16 protein-coding genes and 1 pseudogene are annotated in these 17,173 nt (G+C 66.3%); all 17 read right to left on the bottom strand.

The features are described from left to right. Window positions 1–401 precede the first annotated feature (401 nt). Window positions 402–1,523 (bottom strand): annotated as a pseudogene (locus AC3WON_RS23440) (IS481 family transposase); the annotation flags it as partial. Between the two features lie 256 nt (window positions 1,524–1,779). After that, a complete protein-coding gene (gene cheZ, locus AC3WON_RS23435; protein WP_492352849.1) occupies window positions 1,780–2,415 on the bottom strand; it encodes a protein phosphatase CheZ in 636 nt (211 codons plus the stop codon). Between the two features lie 18 nt (window positions 2,416–2,433). Continuing rightward, complete coding sequence (cheY, locus tag AC3WON_RS23430) at window positions 2,434–2,820, bottom strand: chemotaxis response regulator CheY (protein ID WP_492352848.1); 387 nt, start codon at window positions 2,818–2,820, stop codon at window positions 2,434–2,436. A gap of 92 nt (window positions 2,821–2,912) precedes the next feature. Continuing rightward, window positions 2,913–3,995, bottom strand: coding sequence for a protein-glutamate methylesterase/protein-glutamine glutaminase (locus AC3WON_RS23425; protein WP_492318139.1), 1,083 nt, complete (start codon window positions 3,993–3,995; stop codon window positions 2,913–2,915). 23 nt (window positions 3,996–4,018) lie between these two features. Further along, window positions 4,019–4,672 carry a chemoreceptor glutamine deamidase CheD gene (cheD, locus tag AC3WON_RS23420; protein ID WP_492352847.1) on the bottom strand — a complete coding sequence of 218 codons (654 nt, stop codon included), beginning with the start codon at window positions 4,670–4,672 and terminating at the stop codon, window positions 4,019–4,021. After that, on the bottom strand, window positions 4,672–5,580 hold the full coding sequence (locus AC3WON_RS23415) for a CheR family methyltransferase (protein WP_492352846.1): 909 nt from the start codon (window positions 5,578–5,580) through the stop codon (window positions 4,672–4,674). Before AC3WON_RS23415 ends, cheD begins: the two co-directional genes overlap by 1 nt. A 22-nt stretch (window positions 5,581–5,602) precedes the next feature. After that, the gene (locus tag AC3WON_RS23410; RefSeq protein ID WP_111521529.1) at window positions 5,603–6,097 is read right to left on the bottom strand and encodes a chemotaxis protein CheW; all 495 of its coding nucleotides are present in this window, start codon (window positions 6,095–6,097) and stop codon (window positions 5,603–5,605) included. Window positions 6,098–6,125: 28 nt separating this feature from the next. After that, a complete protein-coding gene (gene cheA / locus AC3WON_RS23405; protein ID WP_492352845.1) occupies window positions 6,126–8,135 on the bottom strand; it encodes a chemotaxis protein CheA in 2,010 nt (669 codons plus the stop codon). Window positions 8,136–8,187: 52 nt separating this feature from the next. Then, window positions 8,188–9,153, bottom strand: a complete 966-nt coding sequence (gene motB, locus AC3WON_RS23400) for a flagellar motor protein MotB (protein WP_492318143.1) — start codon at window positions 9,151–9,153, stop codon at window positions 8,188–8,190. A 27-nt stretch (window positions 9,154–9,180) separates the two neighbouring features. Then, complete coding sequence (gene motA, locus AC3WON_RS23395) at window positions 9,181–10,044, bottom strand: flagellar motor stator protein MotA (protein ID WP_492318144.1); 864 nt, start codon at window positions 10,042–10,044, stop codon at window positions 9,181–9,183. 119 nt (window positions 10,045–10,163) lie between these two features. Beyond that, window positions 10,164–10,769 carry a flagellar transcriptional regulator FlhC gene (flhC, locus tag AC3WON_RS23390; protein WP_011616430.1) on the bottom strand — a complete coding sequence of 202 codons (606 nt, stop codon included), beginning with the start codon at window positions 10,767–10,769 and terminating at the stop codon, window positions 10,164–10,166. Continuing rightward, the gene (flhD, locus tag AC3WON_RS23385) at window positions 10,766–11,083 is read right to left on the bottom strand and encodes a flagellar transcriptional regulator FlhD (protein WP_010812713.1); all 318 of its coding nucleotides are present in this window, start codon (window positions 11,081–11,083) and stop codon (window positions 10,766–10,768) included. Before flhD ends, flhC begins: the two co-directional genes overlap by 4 nt. A gap of 485 nt (window positions 11,084–11,568) precedes the next feature. Further along, on the bottom strand, window positions 11,569–12,303 hold the full coding sequence (locus tag AC3WON_RS23380; RefSeq protein WP_492318146.1) for a DUF4088 domain-containing protein: 735 nt from the start codon (window positions 12,301–12,303) through the stop codon (window positions 11,569–11,571). 44 nt (window positions 12,304–12,347) lie between these two features. Next, window positions 12,348–14,207 (bottom strand): methyl-accepting chemotaxis protein, encoded by a 1,860-nt coding sequence (locus tag AC3WON_RS23375; RefSeq protein ID WP_492352844.1) that lies wholly within the window; start codon window positions 14,205–14,207, stop codon window positions 12,348–12,350. Window positions 14,208–14,308: 101 nt separating this feature from the next. Then, window positions 14,309–15,958 carry a methyl-accepting chemotaxis protein gene (locus tag AC3WON_RS23370; protein WP_492352843.1) on the bottom strand — a complete coding sequence of 550 codons (1,650 nt, stop codon included), beginning with the start codon at window positions 15,956–15,958 and terminating at the stop codon, window positions 14,309–14,311. 104 nt (window positions 15,959–16,062) lie between these two features. Further along, entirely contained in the window at window positions 16,063–16,539 is a 477-nt protein-coding gene (locus AC3WON_RS23365) for a chemotaxis protein CheW (RefSeq protein WP_018311878.1), read from the bottom strand. Window positions 16,540–16,679: 140 nt separating this feature from the next. Beyond that, a complete protein-coding gene (locus tag AC3WON_RS23360; protein ID WP_492318149.1) occupies window positions 16,680–17,072 on the bottom strand; it encodes a response regulator in 393 nt (130 codons plus the stop codon). Between the last annotated feature and the right edge of the window lie 101 nt (window positions 17,073–17,173).

Raw genomic sequence — 17,173 nt, 5'->3', positions numbered from 1 at the left:
GGGTTAGCAGACCGGGGATTAGGAGCCGGCGAGCCCGGAGGCTCCCCTGCCAGGGCCCGCCCATTGAAGTGGCATGCTCAGGCACGGCGAACGTAAGGATACCGCCTGACGGCGGTCGTTCGGCCCTAATCCATTCGGGCTGCTAAACCCGGTCGCCACGACGCAGCGACGGACTCAGTATGAAGAGGGGCAGCAAGCGCGAGTATGGGCAAACTCTTAAAAGAGCGTTCATCGCCGAATTGCCGGGGATGATGCGGGTGCGCAGGTGTTAATGCGGTTGACTTCGTGGATGCGCCGGCCCTCTCCCCCGCCCCTCTCCCGCACGCGGTGTACAGACCGGAGACATGGGTAACAGGTGTTCGGAGACATAGGTGACACGTGACCTGCGCGCATCATGATGCGCGCAGGTCACGCTCTCCGATCTCAAAGCGGCTGAACCACACGCGGTAGCAGCCGTCCTGCGCCGTGGGTCGCAAGGCAATGCGCTGGCCGATGAACGCTTTGCCAATCTTAAAGCGCCGCCGGCCCACTGCAATGCGCGCGGACCTGTCAACTTTATAGACCTTGTCACAAGACAGGTACTCGGCGGCTGGCAGCATCTCCGGATATGCAATGACGCTGGCACGATAGCGCTGCATGGGCACCGCCATGCCCAATGCTTCGTGCGGGCGCTTGCCGTTATAGGTTTCGCGATAGCGGTCGAAGACGCGCTGCGCTTCGTCGTTGTCCGCAAAACGCCGATGCTGCAATAGTTCGACCTTGAGGGTGCGATGAAACCGCTCGTCCTTGCCTTGGGTCTGGGGGTGATATGGCCTTGAGTGGCTGACTTCGATGCCCAGCTGCATCAGCCAGACCGTCAGCGCCGTATAGCCCAGGCCTTCGGAATCGCCGCCCCATGGCGGACCGTTGTCCATCGTCATGCGGTGCGGCAAGCCGTAGCGGCGAAACGTCGCAATCAACCTGGACTGGACCGTCTCAGCACGCTCGTCGCCACAGGCAGCAAGGCACAGGTTGAATCGCGAATGGTCATCGAGCACCGTCAGCGGATGACAAATCCCGCGCTCGTTGCGCACGTAGCCTTTGAAGTCCATCTGCCACAAGGTATTGGGCTCGGCATGCTCAAAGCGCTGGAACGGCTGCTGGCCCGCGGCAACGCCCACGCCCAGGCGGCCGTGGCGGCGCAGGATCTCGTGAATGGTACTGGGCGCCGGCAGTGCGTCCACGCCGGCGTTCTGCAGCAGCTTGGCCAGCTTGCGCGCACCCCAGTAAGGATGCTCGTCTCGCAAGGCCAATACCTGGCGCTCAAGCTCCGGCGCGGTACGCAACGGATTGGCTGCGGGCCGTCGACACTGGTCTGTCAGCCCGCCCTCGCCCGACTCGGCGTAGCGCGACAGCCACTTGTACAACGTCTTCGGGGCAATGCCCCATCGCCTGGCCAACTCCCGCCGGTTCGCTCCTGGCTGGCTGGCCAGCATCACCAGTTCCCTGCGTTGATCCATGAGTGACACTTCCTTCCATGGCATGGCAGGTCTCCCAAAAGACACTGCCAGCCAGTCTAGTTGTGTTACCCATGTCCCCGAACAGGTGTTACCTATGTCCCCGGTCTATACACGCGGGAGAGGGGAGAAAACATGCGGGAGGAAACAGCTGTTGGGCTCGCATGCGACAACGCTGTGCCAGAGCAGCGATGCACTCCGTGCCCGAGCCCAAGAGCTGAGATAGGGCGTGCGCGCAGCGCAGCGCAGCCGAAGGCTTCCCACCACCTGCCCAACCAAAACCTCAGAACCCCAGACTCGCCAACAAATCATCCACCTGCGCCTGGTCCGACACCACATCCGGCTTCCCTTCCGGATTCACCTGCGGCCCATTCATCAGTGTCGACGGCGCCTGCGCTTCCACGCGCCGCTCGGACGGCACGTTGTCGATCAGCACCTGCAGCAGCTCCTGCTCCAGCGTGCGGATCATGTCCATCATCTTCTTGATGACCTGGCCGGTCAGGTCCTGGAAGTCCTGCGCCATCATGATGTCGAGCAGGTGGCTGTTGGTGGCGCGGGCCTGGCCCGGGACCTCGGACAGGAACGCGCGGGTGTCGAGCACCAGCGAGCGTGCGTCGGCCAGTTCCACCGGCTGGTCGAACCAGGCCGCCCAGCGCTTGTCCAGCGTCTCGGCCTGCTGTTCGATGTCGGACTGGATCGGCTGCGCCAGTTCGACCGCGTTCAGCGTGCGCTCGGCGGCCTGCTCGGTCATCGCGGCGATGTAGTTGAGCCGGTCGCGCGCATCGGGGATGGCCTGCGCGGCGCGCTCGATCTCCTTGTCCAGGCCGAGCTCGCGCATGTTGTCGCGCAGCATGCGCGTCAGGTTGCCGATGCGGAGGATCAGTTGCTCGGCGGAATCATTGCTCAGGGTGGGGGTCATGACAAACGCGCCTCCGCCTCAGCCGCCGAGCTTTTCGAAGATCTTGGTGATCTTCTCGTCCAGCGTGGCGGCCGTGAACGGCTTGACTACGTAGCCGTTGGCGCCGGCCTGGGCCGCTGCGATGATGTTTTCCTTCTTGGCCTCGGCCGTCACCATCAGCACGGGGATCTTGCCGATATTCGCGTCCGCGCGGATCGCCTGCAGCATCGACAGGCCGTCCATGTTGGGCATGTTCCAGTCCGAGATCACGAACTGGAAGCTGCCGTCCTTGGCCTTCTCCAGGCCGGCGGCGCCGTCCTCGGCTTCCTCGACGTTGACGAATCCCAGCTCCTTGAGCAGGTTGCGGATGATCCGGCGCATGGTCGGGAAATCGTCCACGACCAGGATCTTGATGCTCTTGTCCACTTTGAGGGCTCCAGGTAAATGCAGTGTTGGCTAGTTGGTCCAGCTTGTTGTTTCAGCTTGTTGTCTGGGCTTGTTCAGGTTTGCGGGTCCGTTCAGACCCGTTGCGCGCGCGTGCCGTACGTGGCCAGGCGCGCCATCACGCGCTGGGTCATCGCCGGCAAGGGCACGATTTCATGCACGCCGCCGGCGGCAATCGCCTCCTTCGGCATGCCAAACACGATGCAGGTGTGCTCGTCCTGCGCCAGGTTATAGGCGCCGGCCTCGCGCATGCGCAGCATGCCGCGCGCGCCGTCCTTGCCCATGCCGGTCAGGATCACGCCGATCACGTTCTTGCCGCCGTGCTGCGCGGCCGAATCGAACAACACGTCGACCGACGGGCGATGGCGGTTGACCGGTGCCTCCTGCGACAGGTGCGCGACGTAGTTGGCGCCGCTGCGTGCCAGCAGCAGGTGCGAGTCGCCCGGGGCAATGTACGCATGGCCCGGCAGCACGCGCTCGCCGTGCACGGCTTCCTTGACCGTGATGCGACACAGGCCGTCCAGCCGCTGCGCGAACGAACGCGTGAAGCCGGCCGGCATATGCTGGACGATCAGCACCGCGGGGCTGTCGGGCGGCAGCGGCATCAGGAATTCCTTGATGGCCTCGGTGCCGCCGGTGGAGGCGCCCAGGATGATCAGCTTCTCGGTCGATAGCAGCGGGCTGCGCAGCATCGGCACGGGCGCGGTGCCGGTGGCGGATGCCGCGGCCGGCTGCGTCGCCGCGCGCACGCGGGCACGCGAGGCGGCGCGCAGCTTGTCGGCGATGGTGTCGGTGTATTCCAGCAACCCGTCGCGGATGCCCAGCTTGGGCTTGGTGACAAAGTCCACCGCGCCCAGCTCCAGCGCGCGCATGGTGATTTCCGAGCCGCGTTCGGTCAGCGACGACACCATCAGCACCGGCATCGGCCGCAGCCGCATCAGCCGCTCCAGAAAGTCCAGGCCATCCATGCGCGGCATTTCGACGTCCAGCGTCAGCACGTCCGGGTTCAGGCGCTTGATCAGGTCGCGCGCGACCAGCGGGTCCGGCGCGGTGCCCACCACTTCCATGTCGGGCTGGCTGTTGATGATCTCCGTCATCAGGCTGCGGATCAGCGCGGAGTCGTCCACGCAGAGCACCTTGATCTTGGCGGCAGTCATGATTGATCGTGCTTTTAAGGGTTTCAGGGAAGCGGGCGCGGGTAAGGCTGCTGCCGCGCAAACAGTTCAGGCGTGCGCGCGGGCTCTCGCGCCGAGGTGGCAATGGCCCGCGCCAGTGCGCGCTCATCGCGCGCCACCGAAACCTGGTCGTCCTGCCGCGTCAGGCGGCGCACCAGCGCCAGCCCGCCAATCGGAAAATAGCTGACGCGGCGCGCATGCGGACCGCGCAGGTCCTGCGCCGCCACGCGCACCTCTTCGGTCTTCAGGTAGCGCAGCACGAAATCCGCATTGCGGTCGCCGATGTTCAGCGTGGTCATGTTGGCCAGCACCGCCCCGCCGCCGAAGACCTTGGCCTCCAGCCGCTCGCGGCGCGCGCCCATCTTGAGCAGTTCGTTGATCAGTACTTCCAGCGCATAGCTGCCGTAGCGCATCGATGCGGACAGCATGCGGTCGGCGCTGCCGTCGTCATCGGGCAGCATGAAGTGGTTCATGCCGCCCACGCCGGCGGTCTCGTCGCGGATGCAGGCGGCCACGCACGAGCCCAGCACGGTGGTCAGCACCACGTCCTCGCGGGTCACGTAATACTCGTTGGGCAGCAGCTTGATGGCCTGCTTGCCGAACTCGCGGTCGAAGTAGGTGCGCGTGGCGAGGGCTTCGGGCAGATGGGGCGTGCGCATCACGGCCTTCCTGCCGCCGCGGCGGGCGCCAGTTCATAGACGGTCTGCCCGCGCAGCTGGAACGCGCGCGTGACATAGGAGAAGTTCTCCGAATGGCCGGCGAACAGCAGCCCGTGCGGCTTGAGCAGCGGCACAAAGCGCTCCAGGATGCGTCCCTGGGTCGGCTTGTCGAAGTAGATCATCACGTTGCGGCAGAAGATGGCGTCGAACTGCTCGCGGATGCCCCAGTCGGGCGCGAGCAGGTTCAGCGGCTCGAACGCGATGGTGGCGGCCAGCTCCGGCTTGACCTTGACCGAGCCGGTGCGCGGGCCGGTGCCCTTCAGGAAGAAGCGCTTGAGCCGTTCCGGCGACAGCCGCGCCACCTGGTCGGCCGAATAGACGCCGCTGCGGGCCTTGGCCAGCACCTGGGTGTCGATATCGGTGGCCAGCACCGTGCCGGCGCGATCGCCCAGCGCTTCAGCCAGCGTGATGGCGATCGAGTACGGCTCTTCGCCGGTGGAGGCGGCCGAACACCAGACGCTGTAGGGGCGCCCGGTCTTCTTCGCGTGCTCCGCCAGCAGCGGGAAGTGGTGCGACTCGCGAAAGAACGAAGTCAGGTTGGTCGTCAGCGCGTTGGTGAAGAATTCCCACTCCGGCGACCGGTCATCCGCATCCAGCAGCGCCAGGTACGAGGCGAAGTCCGACAGCTGCAGCGTGCGCAGCCGCCGCGCCAGCCGGCTGTAAACCATCTCGCGCTTGTGGCTGCCCAGCGAGATGCCCGCGCGCCGGTGGATCAGCGCGCGGATTTTCTCGAAGTCGCGTTCGGTCAGCAGGAAGTCGCGCGCTTCGTCGCGCCGCAGGAGGGCGGCCGGCGCGGGGACCGGCCCGGTGTGACCGGGTACGCTGGCGGCGGTGCGGTACGGCGTCATGGGTTGCTTCAGTGATGCAGGGTCAGGCGTACTCGGCTTCGACCAGTGCCATCTCGGGGCTGGTCATCAGCTTCTCGATGTCGATCAGCACCAGCATGCGGCCGTCGATGGTGCCCAGCCCGGTCAGGTGCTCGGTCGAGATCGACACGCCGAACTCGGGCGCCGGCTTGATCGCATCGCCCGTCAGGGTCAGCACGTCCGACACGCCATCCACCACGATGCCGACCACGCGGCCAGCCACGTTCAGGATGATGACCACGGTCTGGTGGTCGTAGCGCACGTTGCCCAGGCGGAACTTCAACCGCAGGTCGACGATCGGCACGATCACGCCGCGCAGGTTGGTCACGCCCTTGATGAAGTCCGGTGCGCTGGAGATGCGGGTCACGGTCTCGTAGCTGCGGATCTCCTGGACCTTGAGGATGTCGATGCCGTACTCCTCCGACCCCAGCGTGAAGACCAGGAACTCCTGGCCCGAAGCGTCGCTTCCGGGGGTATCGATGTGTCCGATGCCGGCCATGATCTCTTGTTCTCCTGTGATTGGACGATTACTGCTGCAGCGCCGGTTCCTGCCGGCGCACGCCGGTGCGCTGCAGCGCGCCGACATCGACGATCAGCGCCACGCTGCCGTCGCCAAGGATGGTGGCCGCGGAAATGCACGGCACCTTGCGGTAGTTGGTTTCCAGGTTCTTCAGCACCACCTGGTGCTGGCCGATCAGCTGGTCCACCAGCAGCGCAAAGCGCTTGCCTTCGGCCTGCAGGATCACGGCGATGCCCTGCGTGGGCTCCTGCAACGCGCCGGACACGTTGAACACGCGGTGCATTTCCAGCAGCGGCAGGTATTCGCCGCGCACGTGCATGACGCGGTCCGAATTGGCCGCGGTATGGACGTCTTCAGCCTTGGGCTGCAGCGACTCCATCACGCAGTTCAGCGGCAGGATGAAGGTCTCTTCGCCCACCTTGACCGACATGCCGTCCAGGATCGCCAGCGTCAGCGGCAGCACGATGCGGATGGTGGTGCCCAGGCCCGGGCGCGAGCTGATCTCGACATGACCGCCCATTTCCTGGATGTTGCGCTTGACCACGTCCATGCCCACGCCGCGGCCGGACACGTCGGTGACGACCTCGGCGGTGGAAAAGCCCGGCGCGAAGATCAGCTGCCAGACTTCCTCGTCGGTGATGGTCTCGGACACCGGCAGGCCGTTTTGGATGGCCTTGGCCAGGATGCGCTCGCGGTTCAGGCCGCCGCCGTCGTCGCTGACTTCAATGACGATATTGCCGCCATGGTGCTGCGCGGACAGGATCAGCTGGCCGGTCGCGTCCTTGCCTGCGGCCACGCGCTTGTCGGGGGTTTCGATGCCGTGATCCAGGCTGTTGCGCACCAGGTGCGTGAGCGGATCGATGATGCGTTCGATCAGGCTCTTGTCCAGCTCGGTGGCCTTGCCGAAGGTGACCAGGTCGATCTGCTTGCCGAGCTTGCTGGCCAGGTCGCGCACCAGCCGCGGGAAGCGCGAGAACACGTAGTCCATCGGCATCATGCGGATCGACATCACTGCTTCCTGCAGGTCGCGCGCATTGCGCTCGAGCTGGCCCATGCCGGAGAACAGGCGGTCGAACAGCACCGGGTCCAGCGCCGACGCGGTCTGCGCCAGCATCGATTGCGTGATCACCAGCTCGCCCACCAGGTTGATGATCTGGTCGACCTTCTCGGTCGGCACGCGGATCGAGCCTTCGCCGTGCGCGGCGCTCGCCTGCGGCTTGGCCTTCTCGCGCGCGGCGGAGGGCGCTGCGGGGGCGGGGGCCGTGGCAACCGGGACGGGCGCCGGGACAGGGGCCTCGACCACCGCGGGGGCAGCAGCAGGGGCCTCGGCTTCAGCTTCGATCACGATCTGGTCCAGGTCGATCACGAAGCAGCACACCGCGATGATGTCGTCGGCGCTGCACTGGGTGTTGAGCCACACCACCAGTTCGCCATTCACCTCTTGCTGGCCGGTGATCTCGCCCAGGTTGGCCAGTTCCTCGCGCAGCAGCGCCTGGTCGGAGGCGGAAACCCGGATCAGGCGGATCTTGAGCCCGCCGCCCGCGGCAGCGGCAGCGGGAGCCGTCGCGGCAACAACAGGTGCGGGCGCCGGGGCCGGGGCAGCTGCGCCGGCATGGCCGGCGGCTTCCTGCGCCAGCTGTTGCAGCACGGCGCAGATGCGCGCCAGCGTTTCCGGATCGGGTTCGGTGCCGTTGCGGTAGGCGTTGAGCTGGTCTTGCAACACGTCCTTGGTTTCCAGAAAGGTGTCGATGATGGTCCTGGTCAACGCCAGTTCCTGCCGGCGCGTGCGGTCCAGCAGGTTCTCGAAAATATGGGTGGTCTCGGTCAGCGCCGCGAAGCCGAAGGTGGCAGCCCCGCCCTTGATGGAGTGCGCCGCCCGGAAGATCGCGTTCAGATGCTCGGGATCGGGCGACTCAATGTCCAGGCCGAGCAGCAGCTGCTCCATTTCGACGAGCAGTTCTTCCGCTTCCTCGAAGAAGGTCTGGTAAAACTGTGTGATATCGATATCGACAGACATGGCGTCCTGAGTCACTTGGTTACTGCACTGGCGCTGCCGCAACGGCCGCGCGTCATGGTTTGCTGCCCGTGGGCGCAGGCGCAGGCGCTGAGGCCGCTGCCAGCCCCGCCTGCATCTCCTGCGCGGCCTTGCCGGCCTGCGCCGCCACCGTGACCTCGGCGGCGCTGGCGTTCTCGGCCTCGAAGCGCGCCTGGGCCTTTTGGTTGAGCACCACGATGCTGATGCGCCGGTTCACCGGCGCCAGCAGGTCTTCCTTGTCCAGCGGCATGGTCGCGGCCAGGCCCAGCACGCGCAGCACCTTGCCCTCCTGCATGCCGCCGGCGATCAGCTCGCGGCGCGAAGCGTTGGCGCGGTCGCCCGACAGCTCCCAGTTGCTGTAGGTGCGCTCGCCGTTGGAATAGTTGGCCGCATCGGTATGGCCCGACAGGCTGACCTTGTTGGGCAGCTCGTTCAGGACCGGCCCGATCTCGCGCAGGATGGTGCGCATATAGGTCTCGACCGTGGCGCTGCCGGTGCGGAACATCGGCCGGTTCTGCGTATCCAGGATCTGGATGCGCAGCCCCTCGCTGGTGATGTCCAGCAGCAGCTGCGGCCGGAACTGGCGCAGCACCGGGTTGTTCTCGATGATCTGCTCGAGCCGCTGCTTGAGCGCGCGCAGGCGCTGCGCTTCCTGCTGCTCGTTGCGCCGCTGCTCGTCGCTGGGTTCGTTGGTGCGCGCGCGCATGGTGTCGCCGTCCTTGCGCAGCGCATCCTGGCCGCCGCCCGGGATCACGCTCGGGGTCTGGCTGCTCTTCTCGCCGCCGACGATGGCCACCTTGAGCGGCATGCGGAAGTACTCGGCAATGCCTTCCAGCGTCTTCTTGTTGGCGCTGGACAGCAGCCACAGCACCAGGAACAGCGCCATCATCGCCGTCATGAAGTCGGCGTAGGCGATCTTCCAGCTGTGGTTGCCGTGCGGCCTGGCGTGCGATTTCGCCCGGCGGACGATGATCGGACGCATATCGTGTGCGCTGCTCATGACGGTGCTCCTTGCTGCTTGCGCGCCTTAATTCAGGCTCTTGACTTCACGCACGTGGTCGTCGAGCTCAAGGAACGACGGCCGCACCGTGGAGTACAGCACCTTGCGGCCGAATTCCACCGCCACCAGCGGCGCGTAGCCGTTGAGCGAGGCCAGCAGCACCACCTTGATGCATTCGTAGACTTTGACGTTCTCGGATACCTGCAGCTCGATACGCGCGGCCAGCGGCGAGACAAAGCCATAGGCCAGCAGGATGCCGAGGAAGGTGCCGACCATGGCGTGCGCGATCAGCGCGCCCAGCTCGGCCGGCGGCAGGTCGGCCGAACCCAGCGCATGCACCACGCCCATCACCGCGGCAACAATGCCGAAGGCGGGCAGCGCGTCGCCGACGCGCGACAGCGCATGGGCGGGGATCTCGGCCTCGTGGCGGAAGGTCTCGATCTCGTGGTCCATCAGGGCCTCGATCTCGAAGGCGTTCATGTTGCCGTTGACCATCATGCGCAGGTAGTCGGTGAGGAATTCCATCACCACCGGATCCGACAGGATGCGCGGGTACTGGCTGAAGACGCTGCTGGCGGCGGGGTCCGCGATTTCCTTTTCCAGGAACAGGATGCCCTCGCGCCGTGCCTTGGACAGCAGCACGTACAGCAACGACATGACGTCCAGGTACAGCTCTTTCTTGTACTTGGAACTCTTGAACAGGCCCGGCAGGGCCTTGACGGTGGCCTTGATGGCCTTTGCTGTATTGGTGGCGATGAAGGCGCCGAAGGCGGCGCCCCCGATGATCACAAATTCCGCCGGTTGATATAGCGCGCCCATGTGGCCGCCGGTCATGGCGTAACCGCCAAGCACCGCCACAACCACGACGACATAGCCAAGAACTACTAGCACGATCGGATCCCCGTCTAAAAACGCGCGTCGGTCACGCACAATTGCCCGGGCACGGGCGAACGGAGAGTGGTCCGTCCGCCAGCGCTGCAAGCTTGCCAGCCGGCGGACCTTGACCAGGATCAGGCGTTGGTCTGCACGGCGGCGGCGTCTTTCGAGAGCTTCTTCACTTTCCCTGCGCGTGACGGCGGACGGCACAGGCTGCACACGAAATTCGCGTGCGGCTCATACGCGTGCGTGACAAACTGCCCGCCGCAACACGTGCACCGGGACAGCTGCAGCATGTTGCTCTCGAAGAACCGTACTAACGTCCAGGCACGCGTGAAACTTAAGACAATTTCGCCGCCCAGCAGCGAAACATGCTCAAGGTACAGGCGGTAGGCAGCCACCACCGCGCGAATGCCCACGGTCTCGCCTTCCTGCACCATGAACTGGTAGGCGGAGAAGAACAGCGACGAGTGGATATTCGGCAGCCAGGTGGTGAACCAGTCCGTCGAGAAGGGAAGCATGCCCTTGGGGGGCGAGACGCCGCGCAGCTCCTTGTACAGGCGGATGAGCCGGTCACGCGACAGCGTGGTCTCGGCTTCAAGCACCTGCAGGCGCGCACCCAGGCCGATCAGTTCAATGGCGAGCTGGGTCTGGTTGGCGTCCTGGAGCACGCTCTTGCGGCTGGGAACGGAGGTGGCCGTGTAACTCCGGGTAGGCTCGGCCTGCAGGAGCGCGGTCAATTGAGCGACTCCACAGGCTGGCGTGCAAGCAGGATCGCGGCGTGGATCTGCTGCATGTCATGGCTCTTGGCCGTGTGGGTGAGAGTGGACAGAAGCGCATGGTCGTCAAAGCGAAACCTGCACAGCACCATGTTGGATGCCGCCAGTTTGACGAGTTGCGCGGAAGTCAGCTTGGCAAGAATATCCGCAATTTCCTTGCTGACCCCGAGCCGGAACATGGCTTCGACCTGGTTTTCGCGCACCAGGCGTTGCGCGAGCAGCAGATAAGCGAGGTTAACCTCCCTGATCTCCTGGAGAACTTCACTGCTTTCCAATTTATCCCCGCTACCAAAAACCCACCGTGGCCGCTTGTCCGGCGCTTACCGATGCCCTCGCGGGCCCCGGCGACCAGATCGTTTGTTTGCGGCTGGGCGGGTACAACGTACGACTAAGGAGCTACGCCCGTGTCAAACTGTAATCAACTCCGTTACAAGTGTTACAGAGTGTAAGTGAGACTGTTACGTTTATATCGGCAATCTACCCGCAATGCCAATCCCTACTTACGCGGGGGGGAAACCAAATGTCGCATGAAACATACATGAGCGCGCACATTTTGTAACAGTTCACACCCCTGACATTTGACCGGAATCAACTCATGTCCCGCAAACGTCATCTCGGTCAAACGCATGGCGAGCCCTTTCGGGAGCCTGCTGGATTCCTCTATTGACGAGTGGCGCGAGTGCGGTTAGCACGCGCAATCTGTCAGAAATAGCCGTTCGAAAATTGCGGCGGGATTCCGCCCGCCAGGCCTATGGCTGGCTCATGGCCGGAACATGCGCCGCAGCCACGCCGCCAGCCGGGCGAACACATCGTCGGGCGCTTCGCGGAACAGCGCCGGGCGCATGCGCTCCACCTGCTCCAGCACGCGCGAGGCTTCTTCCGGCCGCACCGAGCCGTACTCCAGGGCCAGGCCCAGCATGCCGCGCAGCTCGCCCACGCGGGCGCGGCCAGCGGCTTCGCTGTCTTCGGTCTGCAGCGCGTACATCAGGTCATAGGCGCGCTGGCGCAGGCTTTCGGCCAGGCGCCATGCGGGCGTGCGCATGCGCTCTTCCAGCACCCGCACGTCTTCTGCCGAAGCCGCCACCTGCGTGGCGAGCGCCTCGGTGAAGGCGGCATCGGCGCCGCATTCGGACAGCACCTGCGCCGCCCATTCGCGCGCATGCGCCAGGCGCTGGTCCGGCGTCCAGTCCGGCTGCACCGCCAGCCCGAAGCCAAAGCGCTGGGCATCGCGCATCAGCGCCGCCAGCGCATTGGGCAACTGCTTGTCGAACACGCGGCGGGCCCAGCCGTATTCACCGCCGGACAGCAGCCGCGAGACCGCGCGCTCGGTGAGCGGGCCGTCATGCTGCAGCAGCCGCGCGCGCAGGAATTCCTGGAAATCGGGCGGCAGGAACTCGCGGTCCAGGCCGGTCGAGACCCCGACGAACTGCTCGAATTCCTTGCGCAGCCGGGCCGCATCGTCATGCGGCAGAGCCAGGTTGATCTCGGTCGTCATAGCCTTGCCATCCGGGACGCCGCGCGGCCCGTTGCCAGTGGGGATCAGAACGCGCTCCAGTCGCCGTTGTCGGCGGCTGCCAGCGCGGGCCGCGAGGCTCTGCCTGCCACCAGCCGCGCCGGCTGCGCGGCGACGGCATCAGCCGCCTCGGCTGCGGCGGCATGGTCCGCCGCAGGCGCAGCCGCGGCCTTCGTGCTGGCGGGCAGGGCCTTGGCGACCCGCTTGCCGGCAGCGATGGCGCGCACCGCGCCGGCGGCATGAGACACCTTGGCCGGCACTGCCGTCGCCGCAGGCAGCGAGTGGGCCACGAACGAACCCGCGCGGGCATCCTCGGCCGCCAGGCGGAACGTCGCCACGGCCGCCTGCAGCCGGCTGGCCTGCTCTTCCAGCGCGCCGGCAGCAGCGGCGGCTTCTTCCACTAGCGCCGCGTTCTGCTGCGTGCCCTCGTCCATCTGCGCCACGGCCTGGTTGACCTGCTCGATGCCCGTGCTCTGCTCGGCCGACGCCGCGCTGATCTCGCCCATGATGTCGGTCACGCGCTTGACCGCCTGCACGATCTCTTCCATGGTCTTGCCCGCCTGGCCCACCAGCGCCGAGCCGTTGTCCACGCGCTCCACCGTATCGCCGATCAGCCCCTTGATCTCCTTGGCCGCGTTGGCGCTGCGCTGCGCCAGGCTGCGCACCTCGCCCGCCACCACCGCGAAGCCGCGGCCCTGCTCGCCGGCGCGCGCCGCTTCCACCGCCGCGTTCAGCGCCAGGATGTTGGTCTGGAAGGCGATGCCTTCGATCACGCCGATGATGTCGACGATCTTCTTCGATGCATCGTTGATCTCGTCCATGGTCTGCACCACCCGGCCCACCACTTCACCGCCGCGCAGCGCCGTCTCCGACGCATTCGCCGCCAGCCCGCTGGCCTGGCGCGCGTTGTCCGCGTTCTGACGCACCGTGCTGGTCAGCTCTTCCATGCTCGACGCCGTCTGCTCCAGCGCCGCCGCCTGCTGCTCAGTGCGCTGCGACAGGTCGTTGTTGCCCGCGGCGATTTCACGCGAGGCGCTGCCGATGGATTCGGCCGACACCTTGAAATCGCGCACCATGCGCGACAGCTGCTGCTGCATCTGCTGCATCGCATAGACCAGGCTGCCCTTGTCGCCTGCGCGCGTGGCCACCGGCGCGGAGAAGTCGCCTTCGGCAATGCGCGCGGCAATCGCGGCCGCATAGCCCGGCTCGCCGCCCAGCTGGCGCGACAGCGCCCGCGCCAGCAGCACGCCCAGCAGCACCGACAGCGCCAGGCCGCCCAGCACCAGGCCCAGCATCCACAGGCGCGTCGCGTCGTAGACGCTGCGCGCTTCTTCCATGTTGTTGCGGGCGCGGTCGTCGCGGCGCTTGACCATCTGGAACATCACCGCTTCCAGCGCATGGCTGTCCTTGAGCAGCTCGGCGCTCTCGGAGAACACCTGGCTTTCAAACTGCGAGGTATCCAGCGGCTGCTTGCTGATCAGTTCGACGTACTTCTCCATGCGCGCGCGGAACGCCGGCGACAGCTCCTGGTACTGCTTGACCAGTGCCTTGCCCTCGGCCTTCTCGAAAGCGCCAGCGACCTGGCGGATGCGCTCATCCATGGCGCCGAGCGACTTCACGATCTGCTCCTTCTCGGCCGCCCGCTCGCCCATGGTCGATGCCGACAGCAGCCCGATCTGCGCGCGGCTGGCATAGACCAGGTTGATATTGGCGTCCTGCACGGCCTTCAGCGCCTGCAGGTCGCCGTGGTAGATCTTGCCGGTCCAGTCGGCCATGCGCCCCATGTTGACCACACCCAGCAGCCCCATCACGGCGCCGATCACGGCAACGACCAGGAATCCGGCAACCAGCCTGGTCGTGACGCGCAATTGATTGAACCAATGCATAGCAACTCCCCCTTGTAACTGAAGCCTCGGGCGCGGCGTGCCGCACCCGCTTGGTACGCATGCAGGCCGGTGCTCCGCGCCTGCCTTGTCTTTGATTCGGACTAGGCCTGTGCCAGCGACTGGGCCGCCTCGGCACGCGCATGGGCCGGCAGGCGCTGCGGACGCACCTCGGCCTGCATGCTGACGCGGAAGGTGGCGATGGCGTCGCGCAGGCGCATGGCCTGCTCTTCGAGCGAGCCCGCGGCGGCGGCGGCTTCTTCCACCAGCGCCGCGTTCTGCTGCGTGCCCTCGTCCATCTGCGCCACGGCCTGGTTGACCTGCTCGATGCCCGCGCTCTGCTCGGCCGACGCCGCGCTGATCTCGCCCATGATGTCGGTCACGCGCTTGACCGCCTGCACGATCTCTTCCATGGTCTTGCCCGCCTGGCCCACCAGCGCCGAGCCGTTGTCCACGCGCTCCACCGTATCGCCGATCAGCCCCTTGATCTCCTTGGCCGCGTTGGCGCTGCGCTGCGCCAGGCTGCGCACCTCGCCCGCCACCACCGCGAAGCCGCGGCCCTGCTCGCCGGCGCGCGCCGCTTCCACCGCCGCGTTCAGCGCCAGGATGTTGGTCTGGAAGGCGATGCCTTCGATCACGCCGATGATGTCGACGATCTTCTTCGATGCATCGTTGATCTCGTCCATGGTCTGCACCACCCGGCCCACCACTTCGCCGCCGCGCAGCGCCGTCTCCGACGCGTTCGCCGCCAGCCCGCTGGCCTGGCGCGCGTTGTCCGCGTTCTGGCGCACCGTGCTGGTCAGCTCTTCCATGCTCGACGCCGTCTGCTCCAGCGCCGCCGCCTGCTGCTCAGTGCGTTGCGACAAGTCGTTGTTGCCCGCGGCCACCTGGCGCGTTGCCGTGGAGATACTGGCCATGCCTTCCTGGATCTCGTGCACCACCGACTGCAGGCTGCGCTGCATGGTCTGCATGGCCTGCGCCAGCGCGCCGATCTCGTCGGCGCTGCGGTGCTCGAAGCGGGTGGTCAGGTCACCCGCGCCCATGCGCAGCGCAAAGTCCAGCATGTGGCGCACCGGACGGTGCACGCGCGCCAGCAGCATGGTGCCGGCCGCGAACGACGACGCCAGCGCCAGCGCAAAGCCGCCCCACAGCCACGGACGCACCGCGGCCACGCCTGCGCCGCCCAGGGCTTCCACCGCAACCAGTGCGGCCAGGAACCACACCATGCCGCCGGCCTGCGCCCACAGGATGCGGCGCTTCAGGTTCAGGCGCAGCAGGCCCTGCACCAGGCCGCGCAGCCCGGTGCGCACCACGGCGCCGTGGCGGATCGCCAGCCCGTCCGCGCGGCCGCCACGGAAGCGTGCGTAGGCGGCGCCGGCGGCTTCCACCTGCTCGCGCGTCGCCATCGAGCGCACCGAGGTGTAGCCGACCACGCTGCCATCGACGCGCGTGGGCGTCACGGTCGCATTGACCCAGTAGAAGTCGCCGTTCTTGCGGCGGTTCTTGACCACGCCCATCCAGGTGCGGCCGGCCTGCAGGTCCTGCCACAGGTCGGCAAACGCTTCGGGCGGCATGTCGGGATGGCGCACCAGGTTGTGCGCCGCACCGAGCAGCTCCTCGGCCGCAAAGCCGCTTGCCTCGATAAAGGTGCGGTTGGCAAAGGTGATCCGGCCCTTGAGGTCCGTGCGCGAGATCAGGTAGTCCGATGGGGAGAGCTTGTATTCGCGCTGCGTAACGGGTTGGTTGTTTCGCATCTATGACAGTACTGCAGGCCCGGGCGCGGCAAGTTGCTGCACCCCGGGCGGGTTCGGTCCGGCAGGCGGGGCGCCGGCCGGACAACGTTGGCGCTGCCGCGGGATCACGCCACCGCTTCGAGCGCGGCGAGTTCTTCGGTGTTGAGCAGCTTCTCGATGTCGACCAGGATCAGCATGCGCTGCTCGACCGAGCCCAGCCCGCGGATGTAGTCGGTCGCCAGTTCGCCGGAGAAGTGCGGCGTGGGCTTGATCTGCTCGGCGGCGAGGGTCAGCACGTCGGACACGCCATCCACCACGATGCCGGTGGTACGGTCGTTGAGGTCGACGATGATGACGACCGTGTACTGGTCGTAGCTGACGTTCTGCTGGCGGAACTTGATGCGCAGGTCGATGATCGGCACGATGATGCCGCGCAGGTTGATCACGCCCTTGATGTAGTCCGGTGCGTTGGCAATCTGGGTGACCGACTCGTAGCCGCGGATCTCCTGGACCTTCAGGATGTCGACGCCGTATTCTTCCCGGCCCAGCGTAAAGGCCAGGAACTCTTCGCCCGCGCCGTCTGCCTTGTCGATGTGCTTCATCGTCTAGCCCCCCAAATTGGCTGATGCTGGTTTGCTGGCGCTGCCGCGGCCAAGGCCGCTGGCTGGCACCGGGGCATGACTTCGCCCACCAGTGTTTACGGCAGCAATCCGGGGGACTGAAGCGCGACGCCCGGCCTTCCTTACCCTTCCGAGGTAGGGTGCGCGGTGGACAGCAGCGCCGTCACGGCCTGCATCAGCTGGCCAGGATCGAATGGCTTGGGCAGGAAACCCGAGGCGCCGGCGGCGCGGGCCTGCTCGCGGATGGTGCCGTCCTGCTCGGTGGTCAGCATCAGGATGGGAATGCACGCATAGCGCTCGGTGGCGCGCAGGCTGCGGATCAGCGTGAGGCCATCCATGCCGGGCATGACCTGGTCGGTGACCAGCATGCCGAAGCTGGCGCCGGCTGCGAGCGCATGCGCCTGGTCGCCGTCGGCCGCCTCGGTCACGTCAAACCCTCCTGCGCGCAGGCAGGCGCCGATCATGCGGCGTAGCGAAGGGGAATCGTCGACGACGAGGATGCTGGGCGATGACATGGAGGCCTCCGGTTTGCGGGACTCGGTTGATCCGCCAGGAAGTTGGACAGCATGGGCAACGCGGCGGCGACGGACGGGCCGGCGCAGGGTTGCGCCGCAAA

The organism is Cupriavidus sp. FW305-46, from assembly GCF_058787075.1.
The sequence above is the reverse complement of the archived record's forward strand: the minus strand, read 5'-3'. Positions and strand labels throughout refer to the sequence as shown.